We start from the raw sequence: 23,722 nt of genomic DNA on the forward strand, positions 1-23,722 counted from the left end.
AAAGTATGCGCCCATATGACAGACTTGACTGATCCAACCAATATCATTGAACTTTCTACACAGCCACATTTATTTGATGAGTACTCAGATGCGCCTCACTCAGATCCTATGAGTGAGCGTAAGGCTGATGTCATACCAGCAGTTGATGTTGACCTAACGGGCAAGCACCTGATTGAAGCATCTGCTGGTACTGGTAAAACTTGGACGCTAACAGGCATTGTATTGCGCCTGCTAATTGAAGCACGACGTGCGCCAGAGCAAATTATTGCCACGACCTTTACGCGAGCCGCTGCCGCTGAGATGCGTCAGCGTATTCATGATCGTTTGGTGGATTTTTATCAATTATTGCAGTGGGTCAACAGTTTAAGTGCTGACATCAGTAATAAGGAGGCTTTGTATCCCAATATATTGCAGGTGATGCCTGAAAGCGATAAGGATAAACAAGAGGGCAAAAAATCAAGTACGGATTTAAATACTGAGATAGGCGCTGATGAGTTAAACCAAGACCTTGCTACTGATAAGCAAGCTGCTGCCACAAAGCGTGTACAAGCAAAAAAAGACCGTGAAGATTGGTTGGTAGCACAGGCTAAATATGTGCGCTTGGATGGCATCATGCAAGATCCCATTAACCTGCATCTCGTCGGTTATTTGCTGGATCACGTGTACAGCTATCCAATGACGGAAGCTATCAGGCGTACCGCACTGGTTTTAACGACGTTGGATAAACTGTTTGTGGGTACGCTCGATAGCTTGGCGCAAAAATGGCTGAAGGAGTACAGTAGCGAGACAGGTCATCATCAAGGTATGGCTATTATCGAAGAGAGCAGTATCGAGCAGGTGACCGATAGTATTATTCATGATGAGCTGCGTCAGTTTCAAAGCCGCTTGCATCATGAGCAGCCTAAACTGTATGCGCTTATGGATCAGCAAGGCAAGCTGACTGCCGTGAGTGATCATAAAAAATATGTGACTCGCTCGCTTAACTTTATTTCAGCACCGATTGATGAGATTGTAGTAAATGACTTTTCGTTTGAGGGCTATGAGCGACTTATAAATACTATCACTGAGCGCAGCGATGAGCTTGATATCTTTTTTAAACCTGACGGCGAGTACTATGACGTTCCCAAAGGACAGCTACAAAATAATAGAGACTCTTGGCCGAAAATTATTCAAGCATTAAAAGATTTTGGTCCAGCCGCTTACAAATTTATATCAGACGCAAAAACTTATACAGGAAAGTTAATACAAGCTTTTCAGAAAACTGATGACGTAGGTAAGCAATTCTATAAACCAAAAGATGGTGAAAGAGTTAATCTGATATTTAATGAGTTGCAGGTCGTTCGTGACTTTAAACGCTATGTCGAAGAAAGTAAAAAGCTAGACGAATACATAGTGACTGTTTTAGCCAATCTTAACCGTCATATCGTGCTTGCGGTACGTGATAGGCTACCCATTATTTTGGAAGAGCGTGGTGAGACGACCTTTAGCCTGCAAATGGTACGTCTAAACCAAGCATTAACTGGTCGGCAAGGAGAGAAACTGGCACGTTATATTCGTCACCATTATCCAGTCGCCCTCATTGATGAATCACAAGATATCAATGGCGCGCAAGCCATTATGATTGAAAGTATCTATTTGCCAAAGAAAAAGGGCAAGGTTGCTGATAATGATAAACAGTCAGCTACTAAAAAAGCCAGCCATGAATTTTTATTATTGGTTGGTGACCCCAAGCAGGCTATTTATGGGTTTCGTGGTGGCGATGTGGCCAACTATAACTACATGAAAGCCCAATTTGATAAAAGCACGCTTTGGACGCTCGATATTAACCGACGCTCAAATGCTGGCGTGATTAATGCCCTAAACTGTTGGTTCGGCATGGCTGATGTAACCACTGGTGAGAATAAGTTAGCTCAATTAGGCGCAGGTATTTATTACCAGCATATCAAAGCGGCAAAACCAGAATATGAGCTGTCTTGGTTTAATGAACCAGACGCTCACAGCACTACTTTAGTGACTGAGGTGCTCTCTGCCCAGCCAGTGAGCGTATTACACTTACCATATGATAAAGACAAAGAGCTTGAGTACGATGAGCATGAAATCACGGCGCGTCATATTGCGACTTTGCTTAGTAGTGGTCAGACTTTAAAAGGCAAGCCTATTCAGCCTAGTGATATCGGTGTGCTGGCACGTACTAAGAAAGACTTAAAACGGGTTGAGGATGAGTTGGTTAAGCTTAATGTACCGACCTTGACCACCAGTGATGTCAGTATCTTTGAAACGATTATGGCAGAAGATGTGGCGGCGCTGCTGAGTGCCATGCTATATCCGTATCGTCATGACATGATTAATCGGGTGTTGACCAGTCATCTATATGGACTGAGTATTAAAAACATCAAAGCCATGATGACGGATCATGAGTCAGGCATTACTGAGGGCAGTAGTACAACAAGCTCCCATTCAAATAATTCTAATTCGAAGGATACCTCAGTTAATGAGGCTACTGATAATAAAAAGAGCTATCAAGATTTTATTACTTATCTAAAAGAAGGTGCACAGCGTTGGCAGCACTTTGGCATCTTGTCGGCATTGCATTACTTGTTAGATAAAAATCCCATACAGCCGCAAGGTGTTTGGCAAGCGCTAGCGGCTCATCCAGAAGGCGATCGTCATATCATGGATTTGCGTCATGTGATGGATGTTTTGGCGCAATATGGCTTAGGTATGGGCGAGCATGAGCTATTGGCTTGGTTTAGACAAAATATAGATGCAGCGCCCAATAGTGATTGGGCTAAGCAATATCCGCTACCGACAGAGTCTGGCGTACAGTTGATGACCATTCATAAGTCCAAAGGACTTGAGTTCCCCATTGTCTATGTATTGGGAATGGGTGATGCTAGTAGGAAGTCTGGGAATAAGGAAGACTATGGGTTGTACTTGTACAATGCCCAACAAGCGCCTTCAGCGCTAGTGCGGCAGTCGATAGATAGTGAATCAACGGGAAACCAGCGCCGCTTCTCATCCTTGAAAGGCTCAGCGACTACAGACGACTATTACACCAATATCGAAACTCAAGAAGACTTTGATGAGCTGAGACGGCTTGGTTATGTGGCCTTTACCCGTGCCAGTGAGCAGCTTTATGTCGTGCTGCGAGATCCTAACAATAAGACAGGATTTGAGTTAAAGCCGGTGTTTTATTGGTTTGAATCGCCAGAACCAAAGTTTGAGCTGCCTAATAGGCTTAAAGATACCATAGGCATGCTCAGAGGGCATAAGGTCAATGAGTTCTACGACAAGAATTACGCAAGCAACGATGCTAAATCAGCAGGCGTAAATGACAATGTTCAGCTCGCTGTTACCAAGTCAAGTGCTCATAAGCCTGCCACAGAGACTATTGAGTATGCGCCTTTTGCAGAGGTTATGAAAACCAATTATTTTTATGGTTGGGCTAAGACCAGCTTTACCGCTTTGGCACGTCAGCTCGATGAATCTACACAAACAATGGCGATAGTGGATGAGCGTATTGATGATGCGATAGACATTGATATGGCAGACACTTCAGTGTCGGTTGAGCCTTTGCTTAATAGTAACGCGTTTCTTGAAAAAGTCGATGGGTTAAATCTTAAATCAGAGGATGATATCCGCTTTACCTTTGTGAAAGGTGCTAATGCGGGTACGTTCTTGCATGAGATATTTGAAAAAATTGATTTCAACAATAAAGCGCAGTGGTCTCAGGTGATTGATCGAGCCATCAGCAGCTATCAACTGCCTCTAGTTTATAGTAGCGCTGAGCAGCAAGGCCGTCGATCACAAGCGAAGAAGCAAGAGCAAGGCGATGACGATTCATTTAATACTAGTTCACTTGATCTTGCTTCAATAGATGCTACCAAGCATGAGGCATTAATCAATTGGATTGAAGAGGTACTACATGCGCCGCTATTGGCCTCCAATCAATCTTTATTTTCCCTTAATGCAGGTCAGCGATTTTCTGAGTTAGAGTTCAATATGGGGTTGTCAGAGAACTTTAAAGCACAGGATATCAGTAAACTCTTCCAACAGTATCTTCCTAATGAGGTGGACAAACACGTCACTCTTATTCCGCAAAATAAAGCACATTTGTATCGTTATCTGCGCGGCGAAATTGACTTAGTGTACGAACATGCTGGCAAGTATTACGTTGTCGATTATAAAAGTAACTTTCTAGGAAATAGCCTAAGCGATTATAATGAAAATACACTTAAGCAAGCAATGTCCAAAGCAGGGTATTGGCTACAAGCAGCGATTTATCAAGTAGCGTTACACCGATTCCTTTCAATGAGAATACCTGATTATGCAGGCAATGAAGATAAGTATTTAGGCGCTGTGGAGTATGTTTTTTTACGAGGTGTGTATGATCCCAATTCTCAAGCAGCTGTTGCCGTGGCACAAGATACTTATAAGCCTAACAGTAGTGAATCGATGCACAACGACCGCTATGGATTAGTCACGTGGGATATTCCAATCGATTTTATTAAAGGTTTGGATGCGTTGTTTGGCATGCCCGATTAGTAGGCTATAAGTAATGATTAAATGCTAAAAAACATGATATCGATTAACTATTTTAATATAGAGATAAGCATACTATGAGTAATAATAAAAAAGAGAGTAAGGCAGTAATTGGGCTACAACAAAGCTGGGCTAGTAACATCAGTGATTATATATTGCTACGCCGCGAGCAAACGTATTTAGCCTATAACGCAACAGAGGCAAAAGCTAATACTGATAGCAAGCAAGTCGCTAAAACAGAGGAAAGTAATTTATTCACCGCTCTATTCGTTATGTTAGCGACTCATTTGGAAGAGGGGCATACCGTATTAACCATTGAGTCCTCTGAGCATGAAGAAGCATTGCAAGGTCAAATCAATGATGAGGCAGTTACGCTATATGCTTGGCAGCAACAGTTATTAGAGATGCTAGCAATGCCAATCTTTGCGCTGATAGATACCAAACTAAATACGCAATCAGAAGATGACTCTATAACTGAAAGGTCGCTATTCGTATTGCTAGACACGCTATTTGATAAGAGAGATCAGCTGTGGATGCAATTGGCGCTTAGCAACCACGAAAAAGAGGTACTAACCAAGCGTTTTGACATGATTGCTACACTATATCACTTATTGAAAAATACGGACTTAAGTTTTTTTATGCGCCTAGTTAACGAACACAATTTGTTCGCTGAGGTTAATAGTAGCATTAATAATAACGATAAATTAAATAGCCTAAGCAAAAAAAATCAACCTATTATTTACAAACAAGTTGACAGTCGAAAAACAGAAGGTTCAGCAGTATTAATAACTTTTTGGCTACATCGTGCATGGCAAGCAGAATTTAACTTAGCACAGCACATTAATACTATTTTAAATCAACAGATAATCCCTCTAAATATATCAATACCCAAAAATTTAAACGATCAGCAGATAGCAGCTATTAATGTGACTAATAATAATGCATTTAGTATTATTACTGGTGGTCCAGGTACAGGTAAAACCTATACCGTGGCTCAGTTAGTCATTGCGCTGCAACAAGCGACAGAGAGTGGGGGATACAGGGCTGGAAATATTAGATTCAGTACAGATAGTGCCAGTCTGGCATTGGCAGCACCAACTGGTAAGGCCGCCCAGCGCATGCAGGAATCTTTACAAGCTGCTCTCGATGCAGCAGATATTGATCTACAGTTACAAGAAGCTAAGACAATCCATCGTTTGTTAGGTATTGGTCGGACGGGTAGACCGCGCTACGATACTAACAATCCACTTGGCGAAGATATTATCATCGTTGATGAGGCGTCGATGCTCGGGGTCGAGTTGGCTAATTATCTCGTAAGTGCAGTGAAACCAGGTGCAAGGCTTATATTGCTAGGCGATGCGAACCAACTAGCAGCAGTCGATGCAGGAGCAGTATTGGCTGACTTGTGCCATATCCCACTGTTACAACCCATTCATGCAGAATTAACCGAAAGCCGCAGGTTTAGTGCAGAATCAGGTATTGGCAAACTTGCCTCCCAAATTAATCAGGCAGAGGTAGATACGCAAGCCATCTGGCAGCTGTTAAGGCAAGATGAAGCCTTGAATTTTCAATATGTAAATACGCTGCAAACAAATGAGTTTAAAGATAATAAGACAAGAAATAGCCTAAGCAACAAGGAAATTATTTCAAAAATGTCGCTAAAATATATCAAATATATAAGTAAAGTAAAAGAACTCCTAAAAGATCCAATCGAAAAATCCATGCCAGAATCAGTAAAAAATACGATTACATCATTAATGGAGACATTTAATGAGTTTAGAATTCTAAGTGCTGGTCATAATGGTGAATGGGGCGATCACTACATTAATAACTATCTCACTCAATGGCACCTAACTGAACTAAAGCTACCACTGGGTCAAAACACATGGTTCCATGGCCGTCCTGTGATGGTTTTACAAAACAACTACGAGTTAGGATTATTTAATGGTGACATTGGTTTTTGCTTACAAACATCAGATGAAAGAAGTCGATTAGAAGTTTTTTTCGAGAATAAAACACAGGGGATTCCCGTCAACCTGCTAAATGAAGAGGTGATTGCCACCGCATATGCGATGACCATTCATAAATCGCAAGGATCTGAGTTTGAGCACGTTGCCATTACTTTTGATAATAGTCATGCTAGATTGCTAAGCAAAGAGCTTATTTATACGGCGGGGACCCGTGCTAAGAAACAGGTAACCATATATAGTACAAAATCTGCTTTTGAAAAGGCTGTTCAAACACCTACTGAGCGCCATACAGGTTTGGCATTACAGTTTTCTCAGCGTTAATAGAAAAATGCTCAGAAATATAAAAAGAGGACTAGAGTTGCATACCTTTGATACGGTGCTAGAGTATATTAATGAAATTATTTATAAACCCAACCAATTCATTATTGCTTCAACTAAAGAAGAGCAACAAAATCTAGAATATGCTGCTGGTACATTTGAATTAATGAACAGACTGACTGTCAAAACAGTTAGATTCAGAGTAGCTAAACAAACACCTACTAAAGTAGGGCAGTTCGTTACCTTTTGGGAAAAGGATTCCAAAGGTATTAATCAACCTTTTCAATATGATTCGTCACCAGACTTGTTAGTAATCACGACATTTAAAGACAACCATACATTGGGGCAGTTTGTTTTTCCAAAAAATGTCTTGCTTAGACATCATATTCTTCAGTCTCACTTTACAAAAGGTAAGATGGGTATCAGGGTGTATCCTAGCTGGGATAAGCCAACCAGTAATACCGCTAAGAAAACACAGAATTGGCAACTCGATTATTTCTTCGTGGTGACTGGTACAAACATACTGCCTACAGAAAACATACGGGCTTTGTATGAGTAGCAAAATTAACAGTAAGTGCAAAATCTAAGCAATAAAAAAGCATCCAAATCGGATGCTTTTTTTGAACTCAAATGTAGAACTTAAACTTTGTCTTCTTTGATGGCATAGATGCCAGGCAGATGACGCAAGTAACCATGGAAATCCATACCACAGCCATAGACATAACGATCTGCAACATTGATACCGACAAAATCAACATCAAAATCTTCAACTTTACGATCATGCTCTTTATTAAGCAACACACAACATTCAAGTGATAAAGGTTTTTCTTTGCTTAATTCTTCGACAACTGTTTTTAGCGTGATACCTTCATCAAAAATATCGTCAATCAGCAATACATGCTCACCTTCGATACTAACATCAGGTTTGAATTTCCAATCTAGCTCATTGGTGCCTGCATTATCACGATAGCGTGATGCATGAATATAATGCATGCGATGATAGAACGTCAAATGAGTCAATAATTGACCAGCTGGAATAAGTCCACCATTCATAACAACCATAACGATTGGGTTTAAACCAGCATAATGTAGGTTGAGTTGGGCGGCAAGGCGCTCATAAGCAGCGGCTACTTCGATGCTACTGATAAGGCACTCTGAGTTGCGTAATGTTTTTTCAATTTCTTGGTTGCTGATTTGGGTCATCGGGTGCGCCTTCGGTAAAAAGTGCCGCTTATTTTAGCAAATTTTAGTGAATTTGCCCAATGCCATCTGTCTTTTGAGACAAAATTAATCAAATACTGGCATTTATTCCGGCTTTTCTACGATGAAAGGGCGGTAATAGTTTGCTAAACGATTTAAAGAGCGATCAGGTAGGTCAGGTAGAAACTTATTTAAGGCCATACTCATGCCTTTATCAATGGCGGCTTTGGTAACTGGGACAGCTTTGCGTTTAATCATGCCAAGTTTCAGCGTTTCAGCATAGCGGCTGATAAAATGAGTCAATGTCTCTTCATTCATGGTTTCAAGCGCTGTTTTAAATGCTTTCATATCTACTTGCTCAGGTGTGATAGCAGCAAAGCCTTTTTCGATGGTTTGTGCATCTGCATCAGATAATTTGAAACCCACTCGTTTTACACCTTCATTATCAATAAACGTCGCCCGATCTCGCAAGAAATGAAAGCTTGGCATCACTTCTTCGTTATTCTCTTTACCGAGTAAGATGTTAAGCAGCGTATCTGTTGCTTTTTCAACTGTGCCAACAATTTTGCGCATCGAGGCTTGACGTTCAGGGTTTGGAATAATATCTACCAATCCAATCAACAAATTGTCGATTAGATCACGTGCTGTTTGATGCGTCAGGGCATCACGATATGGGTAGTATTCGACCTCCTCATTTGAGGCAATCACTTGCTCAGCGTCAATGATTAATGCTTTCAATTTATCTGAAGGTACAAACCCAAAATAATGCGCCATGATGCTTCCTTTATTTGTTGTTTTTCATGTTTAACCAGCGTTACATTTGTCGTTAAATCAGTTAGTATCTAGATGGGTTGCAGTCAAAGACTCACCATATGCTGACTAGTGACATGTGCTAACGATAGAATGCAAAGCCTTATTAATGGATGATGATACCACAGTACTTCTATAAACAGCCTTTGGACAGGTACGCTAAGTCACTAGTCGCCGACTAATTTAACATATTTTTTATATTCTAAATTAAAAAGCTTGAACTTATAAGGCTACCTATTACTTGTCTAAGGAGAGATAAGATGAATAGTGCAATCGTGCTAGTGTTTGCTGTTGCCGCGATGCTTTGCGGTTATCTGTTTTACTCAAAATTTATCGCTACTAAAATCTTGGCATTGGATAACAGTATCCCCACGCCAGCGCATACCATGAAAGATGGGGTAGATTATATCCCCACCAATAAATACGTGCTATGGGGACATCATTTTACTTCAGTCGCAGGAGCGGCGCCGATTATTGGTCCTGCCATTGCCGTTATTTGGGGCTGGGTACCTGCTATCATTTGGGTAGTATTGGGCACGATTTTTATGGCAGGTGTTCACGATATGTCAGCCATTTGGGCTAGTATGCGCAATCGAGGTCAGTCGATTGGCTCGATTGCCGGTACCGTCATGGGTACACGTGTACGTAGCTTGATGATGATCGTTATCTTCTTATTATTACTCATGGTAAATGCGGTATTTGGCGTCGCTATTGCTAATATGATGATAAAAACCCCGTCTGCTGTGCTACCTGTTTGGGGGGCTTTGATAGTCGCCTTTATCATCGGTCAGTGTATTTATCGCTATAAGATGAATCTGGTCTGGGTTTCCATTATCGGGGTAACGGCCCTGTACGGGCTTATTTATCTTGGCCCTATGTTCCCGATTGTGTTACCTGAGACCGTTATGGGTTTGCCTGATAACGCAGTATGGATCTTGATTCTGTTCGCCTATGCGGCGATTGCTTCGTTGTTGCCTGTATGGATGCTACTTCAACCTCGTGATTATATTAATGGCTTACAGTTATTTGTCGGTTTGATTCTACTATATGCTGCTATTTTTATTGGCACGCCTAATATTGTCGCGCCAGCAGTTAACACTGCATTACCAGCCGATACACCGTCACTTCTGCCATTATTGTTTGTGACAATTGCTTGTGGTGCCATATCAGGATTCCATGGTTTGGTCGCCACAGGGACTACTTCTAAGCAGATTGATAAAGAAGAAGATGTTCGTTTCGTTGGTTACTTCGGTGCATTGGGCGAGGGTATGCTAGCACTTGGGGCAATCCTTGCAGCAACCGCAGGTTTTGCAACTCTTGGTGATTGGCAAGCAGTGTATCAAAAATTTGGCGACGGCTCTATTGGTGCCTTTATTGATGGCGGTGCAACTATACTGAATGCAGGCGTCGGCATTGATATGGTTTTATCACAGACGATGCTGACGGTAATGGCAGCATTGTTCGCTGGTACTACGATGGATACTGGGGTACGTCTGCAACGTTATATTTTCCAAGAGTTTGGTGAAATTTATAAACTGCCTGTTCTAAATAAAAGTGTGGTGGCAACATTGCTTGCCGTTGGTAGCTGTTTGTTATTAGCCTTTGGTGCTGGTGGCATCGATGGTGCTGGCGGTATGATTATTTGGCCGTTATTTGGTACGACGAATCAGCTAATGGCTGCATTAACCTTGATGATTGTCACTGTTATCTTGTTACGTAAAGGCAGACCTGTGTGGTATACCTTGGGGCCATTGTCATTCTTACTGGTCATGACAGTTTTTGCATTATTGATTCAGCTAAAAACTTTTTTCAATGATGGTAATTGGCTGCTTATTATTATGGATATCATTATTTTGATAGCTACGATTTTAGTGACGTTTGAGAGTCTTTCGGTATTACGCAAAGAGTGGTCGATACACAGAGGCAAAAGCAACCTCTAAGCCATGTTGAATGCCTAGTTAAATATTTACTAAAATGTATAAAAAACGCTAGCAGCAATGGCTGGCGTTTTTTGTCTCATATAGGCATGATAGATAATAAGCATCCGCAAAAGAAGAGTGATTATGGAAAACACGGATATAACAAAACCCATAAAAAATATTGAGCCATGGTGGCAAAGGTTTGTGGCTGGGTTAAATGAGTTTTATCATGCGCCTTATCGTCAGACAATGGCACGCGCCGCACGTGATGAAGAAGATTTTTTCATGCTGCTCATGTTTGCGGAAAGCTTAGGTATCGATAATCCTGCCAGCTTTTATACATTAGAGTTGCAGCCATTGTTTTTAGAAAACTTCCATGAATGGCATACACGTATGGGCATGGATAGATGCCCTTTTGACCATGTAGGTTGCTGCTAGTTTCCTTTGAATTTATCAAAATGAGATATAAGTATGGCATTACACCCTTTACCCGCATTGGTAGAGCAACTGGCAAAGCAGCCGATTATATTTATCGGTGGCAAGGGCGGTGTCGGTAAAACCACCACTGCCGCCGCACTGGCCAGCTATTATGCCAATCAAGGCAAAAAGACACTGATTGTCTCGACGGATCCAGCACACAGCTTGGGCGATGTGTTAAACGTCCCGCTCAAAAATCAAAAAACAGTCGTAACTTCTTGTCTAGATGCTATTGAACTAAACCCTGATATCATCGTTGATGAGCATTTTGCCCAAGTTGAACGCACCATCACCTCTTATGCCAATCCAGACATGATGCCAAAAATTCGCGAACATCTACGGCTATCAAAATCAGCACCTGGCGCACAAGAAGCCGCGATGCTCGAATCTATGTGTCAGCACTTGGTTGCAGCAGCAGATGCCGGCTATGAGCATATTATTTTTGATACCGCACCGACGGGACATACACTGCGTTTATTAGTGCTGCCTGAAATGATGGGGGCATGGACGGATGGATTGCTAGCGCAGCAGCGAAGGCAAGCAAAACTTCGCTCAGTGGCAAATCATTTAGGCAGTCATGAACAACACAATAACAAAAATGACTTAGCCAATCCATTTGCCGCAAAAAAAACTGACCGCTGGGAGCAAGCAGTATCTGTACTAGAAAAACGCAAGCAGCTGTTTCGTCAGGCAGGGTTGCTACTGCATGACCGTACACAAACCGCCATTGTATTGGTTATGACGGCTGACGTATTGCCACTGGCTGAAACAAAGCGAGCGATAGAGCAGTTAGAAGACAGTAAGCTTATGCCAGCTGCGATTGTTATCAATCAGTTGATAGCACCGACCCAGTCTGATGCGTTTTGGCGTCGTCGTGCTGAACGCCAGCAACAGCTAATGCAGGATATTGAAAAGAATTTTTCCAAGTATCCGCTATACCCAATATATCTGCAACAAACGGACGTACGCGGTACTGTTGCACTAGGTGCTCTATTACACCCATCTCCTTAAACAATCACATCTATCACTTTAGTCAAACTTGGCGATCATTACTCAGGTTTATATGACTGTAGCTTACTTGCCAGCGACCATGCCATATCTGCTCGTAATAGCTGTGCTTGTTCAGATTTACCACTACTGAGCGATGACCATTGCGGTTTGCCACGAGCTTTTTTTAGCTCACTGGGTAATTTATGTGTCGGCCATGGTGTGACAGTGGCGCTTTCGTCATCTAACGACTGTTCGATACTGGATTTCTCACCTTTATACAGCAATTGCGTGGCATCAGTTGCTGCATGACCACGATGTCGTAGGGCGGTGAGTAAATCTATGGCTCGCGTTGCCAACAAGGTCAATGCTGCAGGGTCGATATACAAACGTTTTACCCCAGTGATTCTATCGGCAATACTACTGGTATTAGATAACAGCCCACCTGCGATACCGCCTATCGCGGCACCCAATCCCAAGGTTGTACCAAGAGCGGCCGCATCAATCCCTAAGCCTAATAACGCGCCAGCTGCCGCGCCAGAAGTGGTGCGAATACCGTAACTTTTTAGCAGCTCAGGGTCGAACGGATCTTGTTGATAGGCTTTTAGCTCAAGTGGCGTTGCCGCTACGTCATTGTCATAAAATTTATATAAATTGAGCAAGTTGTTCTGCATCGCCCGTTCGCTCTGTCTGACCGCCTCTTGCATTTGCTGTAATACCGGCATGGGATCATCATCTTCGCCAATCTCTCGTACGAAAGCGGCGACATTGATTAAAAAATCAGCAATGATAATATTTGCCTCATCATAAAGCTGTGCCCAGTCTTCAGTACGACGTGCCATCAACTGCTCAAGCATCTCAGAGTGGGTAAGCATGGTGGCTAAATTCTGCCATAAGCGCATTTCATCTGCAAACTCAAAAGCCACGGAGTCAAAGCGTGTAGAAATATGCAAATTACGACGCGCTAGCATCGTCTGCCACTCATCTATATTGGCATCTTGAGCGTCAGTGAAATTAAATACTGGCATGACAGGAATCGCTGCCCAAGATAAAATAGCTAACTCGTCTTTATATTTACCGAGTACTGGCTCACGTGCATCGACGACATAAATAGCCATATCACTTGCCAACAGCTGCCGAATTACTTTGGCCTCTTGGCTATAGTCCTCATTGCTATTTAGTGCCTCACCACCTTGGGCAATGTCTGCTGCCAAAAACTGTTGCAAACGCTCAATGCCATCACGCCGACTGGCGGTATTGTCCTCTAACCAATCCATCAATCCTGACGCATCTTCTAAACCCGGTGTGTCATACAATACCACCAACACTTCGCCCGTTTGGCTGTCTGTTAATTTGGCTTGCTCTACATGACGGGTAGTTGCGGCTTCGTTTTTGACTTCACCAAAATAGACGTCACGCAATAGTGTACGTAGTATGGATGTCTTGCCCGTATTGGTATGACCAACGACGGCCAATTTTAGCGGTTCACCACTGGCGATGGTTTTCCTTGTCATACTTGTCGTTGTTGTTAATGGTTCAGTTGATAAAGGTTGATTGTCTTGAGTTTCCACTGACTCAGTTACAGCTGATTTTAAAGTGCTGTTTGCGGTGTTAGGGTTAGGGGTTGCCTCATAAGCCTTATCTGCAAAGAGACCAGCAGGCTTATTGTGTTCATAATTCTCTTTTTTATTATCATTATTCATAATATCGTCTTATATTTATTAATGACCAAACATACAGTGGCTTTTATTGTAGAACAAATTATGCGCTATTTCGGTATTAATACTAACCATTTGTCTTAAGTAACTGATAATCCCATTTTGGCTAGTCAATCAATTATTCACTAGACCAATTTTCCGAGCGGCAAGGGCGGTTTGCCACTGCTGATAACGAACATCTTGATTGTCTGCAACCTGCTTGGTTAACTCTAAAGCGCTTGAATCACTCAGCAACTGCACAATGAGCCCATCTTTTGCATGGCGGGCGATTTGATCAAGTTTGCGTAGCGTACCACGGTCAGGTAAGGCCTTGCTATGAATACCTAATAGTACTTGAACGGGATGATTGTCTAAATACGTCTTCAAACGTGCCATATCGTCACGATCATCAACGATACCGAAATTTTCAATATCGCTATTAATGTCACTATCTGCATTAAGCCCCGACTGCCACCAGTTATCCTGCTCTGCTGGATACTCCAGTAAAGCCACCAGCTTCTTGCCAGCGCTAACAGCTGCTTTTGGCGCAATAGGAACGGGCACTTCATTAAAGTCATCAGCATCTACCACCTGACGTTGCCAAAAGTTTAAAATCTTTTGATAATAGGGCTGCTTGATGTCCAACCGCATTTTTTTACGACGAAACATCAATGCACAAAACGCCCAAGCAATTGCTCTTGGTACAATACCGTACATCAGCAAACTACCAACCAATAAGCCTGCCCATTGCCGCGCAACAGTCAATGGCATCGCATCAGTCACCAAGCGACTCTGTACGATAGCGGTGCTGTCTGGCACATTGAATCCCACCATACTTGGTAACCAGCCAAGTACCTGTGTCAAAGTAATTAGCGCTTGATCGGATAGTAAAGTCGACTCCCAGCTAAAGCTATACTGACGCACAATCAACAGGAAAATAATCGCCAGCAGCATGCCTGTCAACGTTGCCAGCCATAACTGATGACTAAAGCGCCCCAAATACCAGCGCATCCCACTATGCTGTAATTGGCGCTCGTACAAGTCGACTGCTGCCTTGGTAACATCATCCTTGCCACGTATCAGATAACTGGGACTGACAAAATTGGCAAACCAATTTGACGACTGCTTACCTTGATTAATCAAAGTCATGACTAGCCAGCCTAACAGCATAATGGTATGAAAACCCAGCAAACAAACCAAGACATAAAAGAAATTCACCACATTGGTCTGTAGTAAGGTGAATAATCCCAAAAATCCCGAGAGACACCACACCACGCTCATGACCACCATGATGCCTTTAATACGCCCGTCAATTTTGCCTAATACTCGTGCCAACGCACCGTTACTATCGATACGTAAGGCTCGGCGGTGCAATTTTTGAATGGGTTTGCCATCCTCACCTTGTAGTTTTTCCGTGATAAGTAGCGGGTCAGTGGCAAAGACATGTTGCTGCGTCTCAAGCGTGCGTACCAACTCAGTCAATTGATCTTGGGGTGATAGCATAATGCGATAACATCCATATAAAGGCGTTTATGTAGGAGATAATTCCTGATTATTGTAGCGTATATATGAGGACACGCCTTCGCCAAATGTTAAAAAATGAACATTTATTAAGCATTTTTATCATGGTAAAGACAATAAAAATCAGCCAAAATGATAATGACAATAGTGTAAAAAAACAGAGGGTGAAAAAACGCTGTTAAAGAGAATCCAAAAAAGGAATCATCATGAATAATAGAACATATCTAATCGTTGGTGGTACAGGCGGCATTGGTAGAGCGATGATTGAGCAATTAGTAGATAACACTGCCAGTGGCAATACGGATGAAAATGCGAATACCGATAATGGTGGAAAACAGGGTATCCATGTCTTTGCGACTTATCATCGCAATGTACCTGATTTTGAGGCTGACAATCTGCATTGGATATCCATGAACCTCTGCGACGAACAGAGTATTCAACAAGCAGCCGAGGTTATTCAGCAGCAAACCACTCATATTGATTGGATTATCAATTGTGCAGGGTTATTACATACGGCGACGCAGCAGCCAGAAAAAGCGCTGCGTCAGGTTGAGACTGATTTCTTTTTACAAAACATGCAAGTGAATGCCTTAGCCAGCTTACTCATTGCCAAGCATTTTAGACCACTATTAGCCAAATCTGCGCGTAGTAATGACAAGCCCGCAATCTTTGCGACGATATCTGCACGCGTTGGTAGTATCAGTGACAACCAGCTGGGCGGCTGGTATAGCTATCGCATGAGTAAGGCGGCGCTCAATATGGGCATGAAAAATCTGAGTATTGAATGGAGTCGCTCGCTTAAAGACGTGTGCGTGGTTGTCATGCAACCAGGAACGGTAAATACGCAACTATCAGCCCCTTTTCAAGGTAATGTGGCCGAAGGTCAGTTGTTCTCGCCAGCCTATAGTGTGGAATGCTTATTAGAAGTGCTTAACCGTATGACAGCGTTGCAATCAGGAAGCTTTGTTGACTGGGCAGGGGAATCCATACCTTGGTAGCTCTAAATGGTTGAAACGTTCACAAAGCCAATTCAAGAGATAAAAATATAGGGCGTGTCGTTAATATGAGAACACGCCCTATTTTATTGATAAGATAAGGGTTGTTTTTAGATAGGCAAATACTTAATTCGCCATAAACAAGTCCATAAACTCATGTACAGGTGTGTGCTCTAAGCGGGTTTGATCGCTACAAAGCGCAAAAATATCCTGACAGCGACTGTCGATAAATCGCGTTGCTAAACTGGCACGAAACTTAGCTTCTAATACAGGAATACCCTCTTTGCGACGGCGCTTATGTCCGATAGGGTATTCGACCACAACCTTGTCGGTACTGCTACCGTCTTTAAAAAATATCTGAATGGCATTGGCAATCGAGCGCTTGCTTGGGTCATGGTAATCTTTTGAATAACCCACATCTTCTTCTACGATCATTTTGCGGCGTAGACCATCGATCAAAACATGGTGCTGTGCATGATAATCGTCTTCATAATTTTCTGCCATTAAATCACCAGTTAGCAGAGGCACCGCGACCATATATTGCAAACAATGATCGCGATCAGCAGGGTTGGCCAATGTGCCTTCTTTAGAGATGATTCTAATCGCAGATTCATGAGTGGTCAGGACAATTTTTTCAATATCGTCGATTCTATCGTCGATACGTGGATGTAAAATAACAGCAGCCTCGCAAGCAGTCTGCGCATGAAACTCGGCAGGAAAGCTTAACTTAAATAAGATATTTTCCATCACGTAACTGCCAAACTCACGCTGGAAAGTAAAACGGCGCTCGTTTGCAGGTTTAAGGGCTAAGTCTTTATTGGTATGGCTAAACAATACATCATAAAACCCCCATTGCGGTGCAGAGAGTGCCCCAGGGATACCCATTTCACCGCGACGAGTAATGTCAACCAAGCGTACCGCACGACTGGTAGCGTCGCCTGCCGCCCAAGATTTACGGCTACCAGCATTGGGTGCATGACGATAGGTACGCAACGCCTGACCATCCACGATCGCCTGCGAGATGGCAGCCATGATACGCTCACGTGGCAATTTATAGAGCTTGACGACCACAGCGGTAGAGGCCAATTTAACTAAAAACACATGGTCAAGACCCACACGGTTGAATGAGTTTTCCAGTGCAATTACCCCCTGAATCTCATGCGCCATAATCATAGCCTCAAGCACCTCACGCATGGTTAATGGCGGATGATTGCGACTGACACTTTGTTGGCTGATATAATCGGCGACTGCTAGGATACCGCCTAAATTGTCCGAAGGGTGTCCCCATTCAGCAGCCAGCCACGTGTCATTATAATCGAGCCAGCGCACCATACAGCCGATATCAAAGGCGGCTTTGATAGGATCTAGTCTGTGGGATGTACCCGGAACGCGCGCGCCATTAGGTGTGAGCTGATCGGCACAATCTGGTCCCAAATGCTTGGTGCATTCAGGGAAACGTAGCGCAAGCAGACCACAGCCAAGCGTATCCATCAGACAGTGGCGGGCAGTATTCCAAGCATCTGCGCTATTGGGGGAGTCGTTATCTATCGAATAATTAAGTACATAATCAGCAATCTTTTGAATCTCAATGTCATATTCTGGACGGACATTGCTTTCTACCGTGGCATCATTTTTATTTGAATTTGTTGTATCTGAATTATCATTTGACATGGTTGTCTCCTCTTCCTTGAGTGTGCTACTTCCTTGACCCATTATCTCGGTCATCTTTTTAAATTAGCCATCATTTAAAAGTAGCATATTCAATATGAAACAACCAAACTGAATTATGTTAAAAATTAAAACCTTGCGGCGCGCTTAAATCATCAAATATAGCAGACCTAACACAAATAAAGCCGCCATGATAAACAGCAAAAAACTTAATACTTTGTTCGTTGTGGATGCAGACTCAGTACGCTCTTTTTGTACTTTGTTTTTCTTGGCAACGTATAGAACCATTTTTACATGCTCTATGTTATCTTCGAGATAATGATCGCCTTCAGGTACAAACCCTAAGGACTCATAGAAGCTGAGTAAGTAGGCTTGTGCAGAGAGTATAATCGGGCGCTTTTTACCATATTTTTTACGGCAGTGCGCAATGGCATGAATCATCATCTGCCGCGCTATACCGTCACCTCTGTGCTCTGATAATACCAGCACTCTACCGATGGCAGGCATAGCAGTATGATTGGTCTTAATCGTAGGGTCGGCGACCGATAGATTGGATTTTAATTTATTAAATTCAGGCGGAATGATACGGCAGTAGCCTACCAACGCCTCGTTTTGATGCGCGATCAGATGTAGGCAATCAAAGTCCACCTCATCCATATCTTGATAGGCGCAGTTTTGCTCAACCACAAACACTTGTGATCGGGCTTTTAAAATATGATAGAGATCAACTGAGGTCAGCTCATCAAAGGTTTTGATAGAAAATTCACAAGTCATAGTGGGCTAGCTTCTGGATATAGGCGGTAAAAGATTGGCATTATAACGATTTAGGCACACATTAACCATTCCTAACCCTTTAGAGTCTGGCTGATTTTATCCAAATTTAAGCTATCCGACATGGCATTGAATATCTCAAAATACTTACCATGTTTCTCATATAGCGCTTCATGCGTACCGGTTTCAACCACGCGACCATCTTCTATCACGACCAAGTCATCCGCATCGATAATTTGGGCAATATTATGCGAGACCATAATCACGGTACGATCTTTTTTGATGAGATCTAGGCTCTTCTTCACTTGTTGGCTGGCGATGGCATCGAGGCTAGCGGTTGGCTCATCCAAAAACACAATGGGTGGATCTTTTAAAAACATCCGTGCCAGCGCGATACGTTGCTGTTGACCACCAGACAATGACTTTGCTGTACTCTCATAGCCTTTTGCTAAATTAATAATTTGCTCATGAATGGAAGCTTTTTTTGCTGCAATGATAATATCTTCATCTGTCGCATTCATATCGCCATAGCGGATATTTTCGCTAATCGTCCCCGAAAATATATGATTGCTTTGTAGCACTAAACCGATATTTTGACGCAATTCATGAGTATCGCAGTCGGCTAAATTATGTCCGTCTAGCCATATAGTGCCGCTATCTGGCGCATAAAACTTTACCAATAAACTGATAATCGTACTCTTGCCAGCACCACTTAAACCCACCAGCGCAGTAATACGATTGGGCTTGATAGTAAAGCTGACATCTTTTAGCGCTTGCGTGCCATTAGGATATGTGAAATCGACGTTTTTCAGCTCAATATGACCTTTTAAATTTTTACTACTTCTGCCCGTGATATCTTCAACTTGGCCTTCATCTTCTAATATATCAAAGAAGCCTTCAGCGTAAGTCAGGGCATTATTAATCTGATCATAGATACGATGCAATTGACGAATAGGGGCGGCGACATTTTGAAACAGCATGACATGGAATAAAATCATACCGATGGTCATCTCGCCTTTTAAAACAAAGTAGGACGTCAGCAAAATGATAACTACCACGCCAATCTGCTCGATAAAGGTTTTTATTGCATCATAAATAAAACCAATACTACGAATACGCAGCTGATTATCAGTCATGTCTTTTTGAATGGTTAAGTGCTTCTCCGCTTCAATAGATTCACGGACAAAGGACTTTACCACGCTGATAGAGTTAATCAGCGAGATAACCAAACCGCTTTTGGCTTCTCTATAACCACGCATCTGCCGACGAAATCCTTGCAGACGCCGTGCTTGTTTTTGACTGATAAAGAAGTAAATTGGGATGATAATAAGACCAACCAAGCCTATCCAAAAATTGGTCGAAAACATGATAATGAGTGAGACGATGGCACTGGCAAACAGCGGCAACATGTCAATAAAGAAATTCTGCACTAGGCTGGTCAGGCTACTAACGCCATAATCAATACGGGTTTGTAATTTACCACTGTCATTTTCGCTACTGGTATAAAACGCCATGCGATAGGTCAAGATACGCTCAATGATTTTTTGTGATAAATCACGCGACAGATTGATACGAATCTTTTCACCATAAAAGCGCTGACCAAAAGAGATAAATATTGATAATATCTCTTTGGTCAAAAGCACCGCACTGATGATGACGAGCATACGCAGACCTGCTTCCCAAGGCTCGGCAAGGGTTGCAATCTCGGTCAAAGTATCTACGGCATAACGCAGCACAAAGGCATTGACCTGAGCGGTAAAGGAGCCAAGTACCGTTAAGATAAGCGTCGCAACAATCAATAGCTTATAAGGCGCAGCAAAGACGGCAAGCTTTTTTAGGATGTCCCATAGCAATGCCCGCCGCTCTTTTTTCTTAACGGATGGCTTTTTATTAAGTGGAGACTTTTTTAGAGTAGAAGTGGTTGGCATGTATTAAGTTCATAAATCTTAGTATTTAGGTTTTAAATTATACCTTATTTTTTTGGGCCCTTAGATTCGTTTATCTCTTTGGCTAATCTAGCTAAATCAGCATCTTTAGAGCTGTATATTTTTGAAAGAACTTCTTCGATTAATTCATAAGCATCCATAGCGTCGTCTAAACTTATTGTGCTGCCTGAATGACTTCCATCATTACCTAGCCACTTTAGCGCAAAAACCTTATCCTTTAGACCATCATATTTTTCAGGCAGTTTATCAATTCTTCCATGCAGAGTTAATATGACATGCTTGCCTTTTTTACTTATAAAATAATCAGGTATGTTTTGATCATTAAGGATTTCTTCTATAGAAGCTCTTACTAAATTTGCTGCTGATGAAGGAGAAGAGAAAAACAATTCAAATGATTGATTCAGTAACTTCTTAATATCAGCAGGCGTATTTTTTGGGATGGTAATTAATTCAAGGTTTGGATGAAAGTATAAAGGTCGATAGTAATCATTATATTCTTGATACTGTTGACCGTTATCATCAACCTCAATATCAACATCTACACTTCCTCGACCTGTACATAATACTTTGCCGTCACACCTATCATTATTACATTCAAAAACACAATTAAATATATATTCAATCCATTCTGGCTCGAACTCAGGATTCTTCATAGCTTTTTGTAAATCGAAAGTTGTATAGTTCTTAAAATTATCCTTTGCGATCCGCAGAAGTCCGATATCACACTTAGGGCAATTATAATTAGGTGAATCCTTTAAGGTGAACGCATGCTTATATAGACTTCTATTCATTTAACTAACCCCTTATTTAGATTCAGAACGCATCCGCTGGTACAAAGACTTCACCAACCATGATACGCCTTGCCGAGCGGCTCATTGATACTTTTTTAGCCTGCCAGCGTCCATCAACCAGTTCAGTCTTACCGCCAACGAGTAATGTACCTGATGGATGACCAAAACGCACTTCGTTCAGTTCATGTCCACCTGCCGCTTCATTGACCAATGTACCCTGTGTCGTTGCTGCCGCTGCTATTGCAACCGCTGCTGTGCCCATCATCGCATGATGTAATTGACCCATACTCATAGCACGAACGACTAAATCAATATCTGCCGCCTCGACAAATTTACCGCTCGACGCAGTATAACTTTGCGTAGAAGCAACCCAAGCGATTTTAGGAATATGTTGACTGGTTTGCGCTTCACTGACGTCTTTAAACAGCCCCATCGCAACGCCGCCTTTGGCACGGATTTTCTCAAGCTTGGCAAGTAGCTCGCTATTACTATTGATGTCGCCTTGTAGCTCAGTACCGGTAAAGCCCAAATCTTCTGCTTTCATAAAGATGGTTGGGATACCAGCACTAATAAAAGTTGCCTTGACGCTATCAGTATTTAGACCACAGCCAGAGACATCAAAATCATCGACCAAGTTACCAGTAGGGAACATATCGCTGGTAGCATCAACGGGATCGATAAATTCGATTTTGACTTCAGCCGCTGGGAAGGTTACACCGTCTAATTCAAAATCGCCGGTTTCTTGTACTTGCACTTTGCCTTGTGCGTCCATGTAAACAGGCACATGAGCAATGATGGTTTTACTGATATTCTGTTGCCAAATACGCACCTCACAAATACCGCTTTCAGCATCTTCTTCGATACTATTAGTAATTTTGTCGGCATCGACCAGACCCATATTAATGGCACAGGCACCGACTGCTGCGGTCAAATTGCCACAGTTACCAGCCCAATCAATCATTGGTTTGGCGATATTGACTTGTCCAAACAAGTAGTTCACATCGTGGCTATCATGATCTGCTGGAGATAGAATGACTGTCTTTGAGGTGCTAGAGCTACCATTACCCAAACCATCGATTTGCTTACCATAAGGATCAGGGCTACCGATAACCCGCAATAGGAAATTATCACGCGACTCGCCAGCGACTTGGCAACGCTGTGGTAAATCAGATAGTTTAAAGAATGTACCTTTTGAGGTACCGCCACGCATATAAGTGGCTGGGACAGAGGTTTGTGGAGCAAAAGCAGGGTTTGGTCGGGTCATTTTTTTATTCCTATTATTTTAGTACGATATATTCATCACCGTTTTGAATGACCATTGTTAATGATTCAATAGATTGCGGCGACAACATATTTATAGACTCACTGGTTTCTTCAGAGCTTTGTGCAGCTGCTTGTTGCAGCCAATAACGTGCTTTTTCTTCATTTTTTCGAACACCCCATCCGTTTAAATAAGCTGCTGCTAAAAAGTTCTGTGCCTGCAGATCGCCTTCTTCTGAGGCAATAGACAAAAGCTTAGCAGCTTTAGTCAAATCTTGCTTGGTACCCCATCCTTTTATATACATAAGGGCTAAAGTTGTCACGGCATGAATAAATCCACTTTCAGCGGACAAACTGTACCAGTAACACGCTGCTACTAAGTCTTGACCGACACCATCACCAGTATGAAATTTAAGCGCCAAGAGATACTGCGAAACTGGGTCGCCTTCATCAATGCCAGGTCTCAAATCGGACTTAGCCACTTCAAGTTGTTCCCGTCGAATTTGTATAATACTATCAACGGACTCTTGTATATCGCGGCCGGTACGTACATTAGAAACCCAACAACCAATAATAATAGCAATAACGACAATGGAAATAGAGACGTCTACCATTGATAAATCAGTGAGACTACTACAACCGCTAAGATTCAATACAGAAATTAAAATAATAAAAGTTCTATGGATGTTTTTCATGCCACTTCTTATGATAAAAAATGACAATTATACTAAATAGAAAAACAAATGTTTATTTTTTTAAGAAAATTCATTTAAATAAAATACTATAAGTAATGTATTTAATGGATAGAAGCCTAATAAGACTAAAGAGTATCAGAATCTATTGTGAGACT

At 42.2% G+C, this 23,722-nt stretch carries 17 protein-coding genes; 7 read left to right on the forward strand and 10 right to left on the reverse strand.

From position 1 onward, the window contains the following. Positions 1-15: 15 nt before the first annotated feature. The 3 genes from ACI2JM_RS06650 (at position 16) to ACI2JM_RS06660 (ending at position 7,389) form a co-directional block, all read left to right on the forward strand. Entirely contained in the window at positions 16-4,545 is a 4,530-nt protein-coding gene (locus ACI2JM_RS06650; protein ID WP_404643047.1) for a UvrD-helicase domain-containing protein, read from the forward strand. 74 nt (positions 4,546-4,619) lie between these two features. Beyond that, the gene (gene recD, locus ACI2JM_RS06655) at positions 4,620-6,833 is read left to right on the forward strand and encodes an exodeoxyribonuclease V subunit alpha (RefSeq protein ID WP_404643049.1); all 2,214 of its coding nucleotides are present in this window, start codon (positions 4,620-4,622) and stop codon (positions 6,831-6,833) included. Between the two features lie 37 nt (positions 6,834-6,870). After that, on the forward strand, positions 6,871-7,389 hold the full coding sequence (locus ACI2JM_RS06660; protein ID WP_201560948.1) for a MepB family protein: 519 nt from the start codon (positions 6,871-6,873) through the stop codon (positions 7,387-7,389). A gap of 80 nt (positions 7,390-7,469) precedes the next feature. Here the strand turns inward: ACI2JM_RS06660 and ACI2JM_RS06665 are convergent, their stop codons facing one another. Both ACI2JM_RS06665 and ACI2JM_RS06670 read right to left on the reverse strand, forming a co-directional pair. Beyond that, positions 7,470-8,033 carry a hypoxanthine-guanine phosphoribosyltransferase gene (locus ACI2JM_RS06665; protein ID WP_045447249.1) on the reverse strand — a complete coding sequence of 188 codons (564 nt, stop codon included), beginning with the start codon at positions 8,031-8,033 and terminating at the stop codon, positions 7,470-7,472. 102 nt (positions 8,034-8,135) lie between these two features. Next, entirely contained in the window at positions 8,136-8,804 is a 669-nt protein-coding gene (locus ACI2JM_RS06670) for a hypothetical protein (protein WP_404643051.1), read from the reverse strand. A 296-nt stretch (positions 8,805-9,100) separates the two neighbouring features. Here ACI2JM_RS06670 and ACI2JM_RS06675 point away from each other — a divergent pair, with 296 nt between their 5' ends. From ACI2JM_RS06675 to ACI2JM_RS06685, 3 genes are all read left to right on the forward strand, one after another. After that, positions 9,101-10,780, forward strand: a complete 1,680-nt coding sequence (locus tag ACI2JM_RS06675) for a carbon starvation protein A (protein WP_404643053.1) — start codon at positions 9,101-9,103, stop codon at positions 10,778-10,780. 123 nt (positions 10,781-10,903) lie between these two features. After that, entirely contained in the window at positions 10,904-11,197 is a 294-nt protein-coding gene (locus ACI2JM_RS06680) for a cory-CC-star protein (RefSeq protein ID WP_201581316.1), read from the forward strand. Positions 11,198-11,230: 33 nt separating this feature from the next. Beyond that, entirely contained in the window at positions 11,231-12,247 is a 1,017-nt protein-coding gene (locus ACI2JM_RS06685; protein WP_404643055.1) for an ArsA family ATPase, read from the forward strand. A 38-nt stretch (positions 12,248-12,285) separates the two neighbouring features. On the opposite strand, the gene ACI2JM_RS06690 is transcribed toward ACI2JM_RS06685, so the two are convergent. Continuing rightward, entirely contained in the window at positions 12,286-13,926 is a 1,641-nt protein-coding gene (locus ACI2JM_RS06690; RefSeq protein ID WP_404643057.1) for a DUF3482 domain-containing protein, read from the reverse strand. A gap of 129 nt (positions 13,927-14,055) precedes the next feature. Next, the gene (locus ACI2JM_RS06695) at positions 14,056-15,423 is read right to left on the reverse strand and encodes a DUF2868 domain-containing protein (RefSeq protein ID WP_404643059.1); all 1,368 of its coding nucleotides are present in this window, start codon (positions 15,421-15,423) and stop codon (positions 14,056-14,058) included. 224 nt (positions 15,424-15,647) lie between these two features. Here ACI2JM_RS06695 and ACI2JM_RS06700 point away from each other — a divergent pair, with 224 nt between their 5' ends. After that, positions 15,648-16,439, forward strand: coding sequence for an SDR family oxidoreductase (locus ACI2JM_RS06700; RefSeq protein WP_404643061.1), 792 nt, complete (start codon positions 15,648-15,650; stop codon positions 16,437-16,439). A gap of 123 nt (positions 16,440-16,562) precedes the next feature. Here ACI2JM_RS06700 and ACI2JM_RS06705 read toward each other — a convergent pair whose 3' ends face one another. The 6 genes from ACI2JM_RS06705 to ACI2JM_RS06730 all read right to left on the reverse strand — a co-directional run bounded on the left by ACI2JM_RS06705 (position 16,563) and on the right by ACI2JM_RS06730 (position 23,567). Then, positions 16,563-18,107 carry a bifunctional 2-methylcitrate dehydratase/aconitate hydratase gene (locus ACI2JM_RS06705; RefSeq protein WP_404643063.1) on the reverse strand — a complete coding sequence of 515 codons (1,545 nt, stop codon included), beginning with the start codon at positions 18,105-18,107 and terminating at the stop codon, positions 16,563-16,565. Between the two features lie 144 nt (positions 18,108-18,251). Beyond that, positions 18,252-18,878 (reverse strand): GNAT family N-acetyltransferase, encoded by a 627-nt coding sequence (locus ACI2JM_RS06710; RefSeq protein WP_087815402.1) that lies wholly within the window; start codon positions 18,876-18,878, stop codon positions 18,252-18,254. A 71-nt stretch (positions 18,879-18,949) separates the two neighbouring features. Next, the gene (locus ACI2JM_RS06715) at positions 18,950-20,803 is read right to left on the reverse strand and encodes an ABC transporter ATP-binding protein (RefSeq protein ID WP_404643065.1); all 1,854 of its coding nucleotides are present in this window, start codon (positions 20,801-20,803) and stop codon (positions 18,950-18,952) included. 44 nt (positions 20,804-20,847) lie between these two features. Further along, positions 20,848-21,612, reverse strand: a complete 765-nt coding sequence (locus ACI2JM_RS06720) for a DUF4145 domain-containing protein (RefSeq protein WP_404643067.1) — start codon at positions 21,610-21,612, stop codon at positions 20,848-20,850. A gap of 22 nt (positions 21,613-21,634) precedes the next feature. Next, positions 21,635-22,876 (reverse strand): 2-methylaconitate cis-trans isomerase PrpF, encoded by a 1,242-nt coding sequence (prpF, locus tag ACI2JM_RS06725; protein ID WP_404643069.1) that lies wholly within the window; start codon positions 22,874-22,876, stop codon positions 21,635-21,637. A gap of 13 nt (positions 22,877-22,889) precedes the next feature. Next, positions 22,890-23,567 (reverse strand): tetratricopeptide repeat protein, encoded by a 678-nt coding sequence (locus ACI2JM_RS06730; protein ID WP_404643071.1) that lies wholly within the window; start codon positions 23,565-23,567, stop codon positions 22,890-22,892. Positions 23,568-23,722: the final 155 nt, after the last annotated feature.

The organism is Psychrobacter sp. NPDC064578, assembly GCF_044901245.1.
Classification (GTDB): Bacteria; Pseudomonadota; Gammaproteobacteria; order Pseudomonadales; family Moraxellaceae; genus Psychrobacter; species Psychrobacter cibarius_C.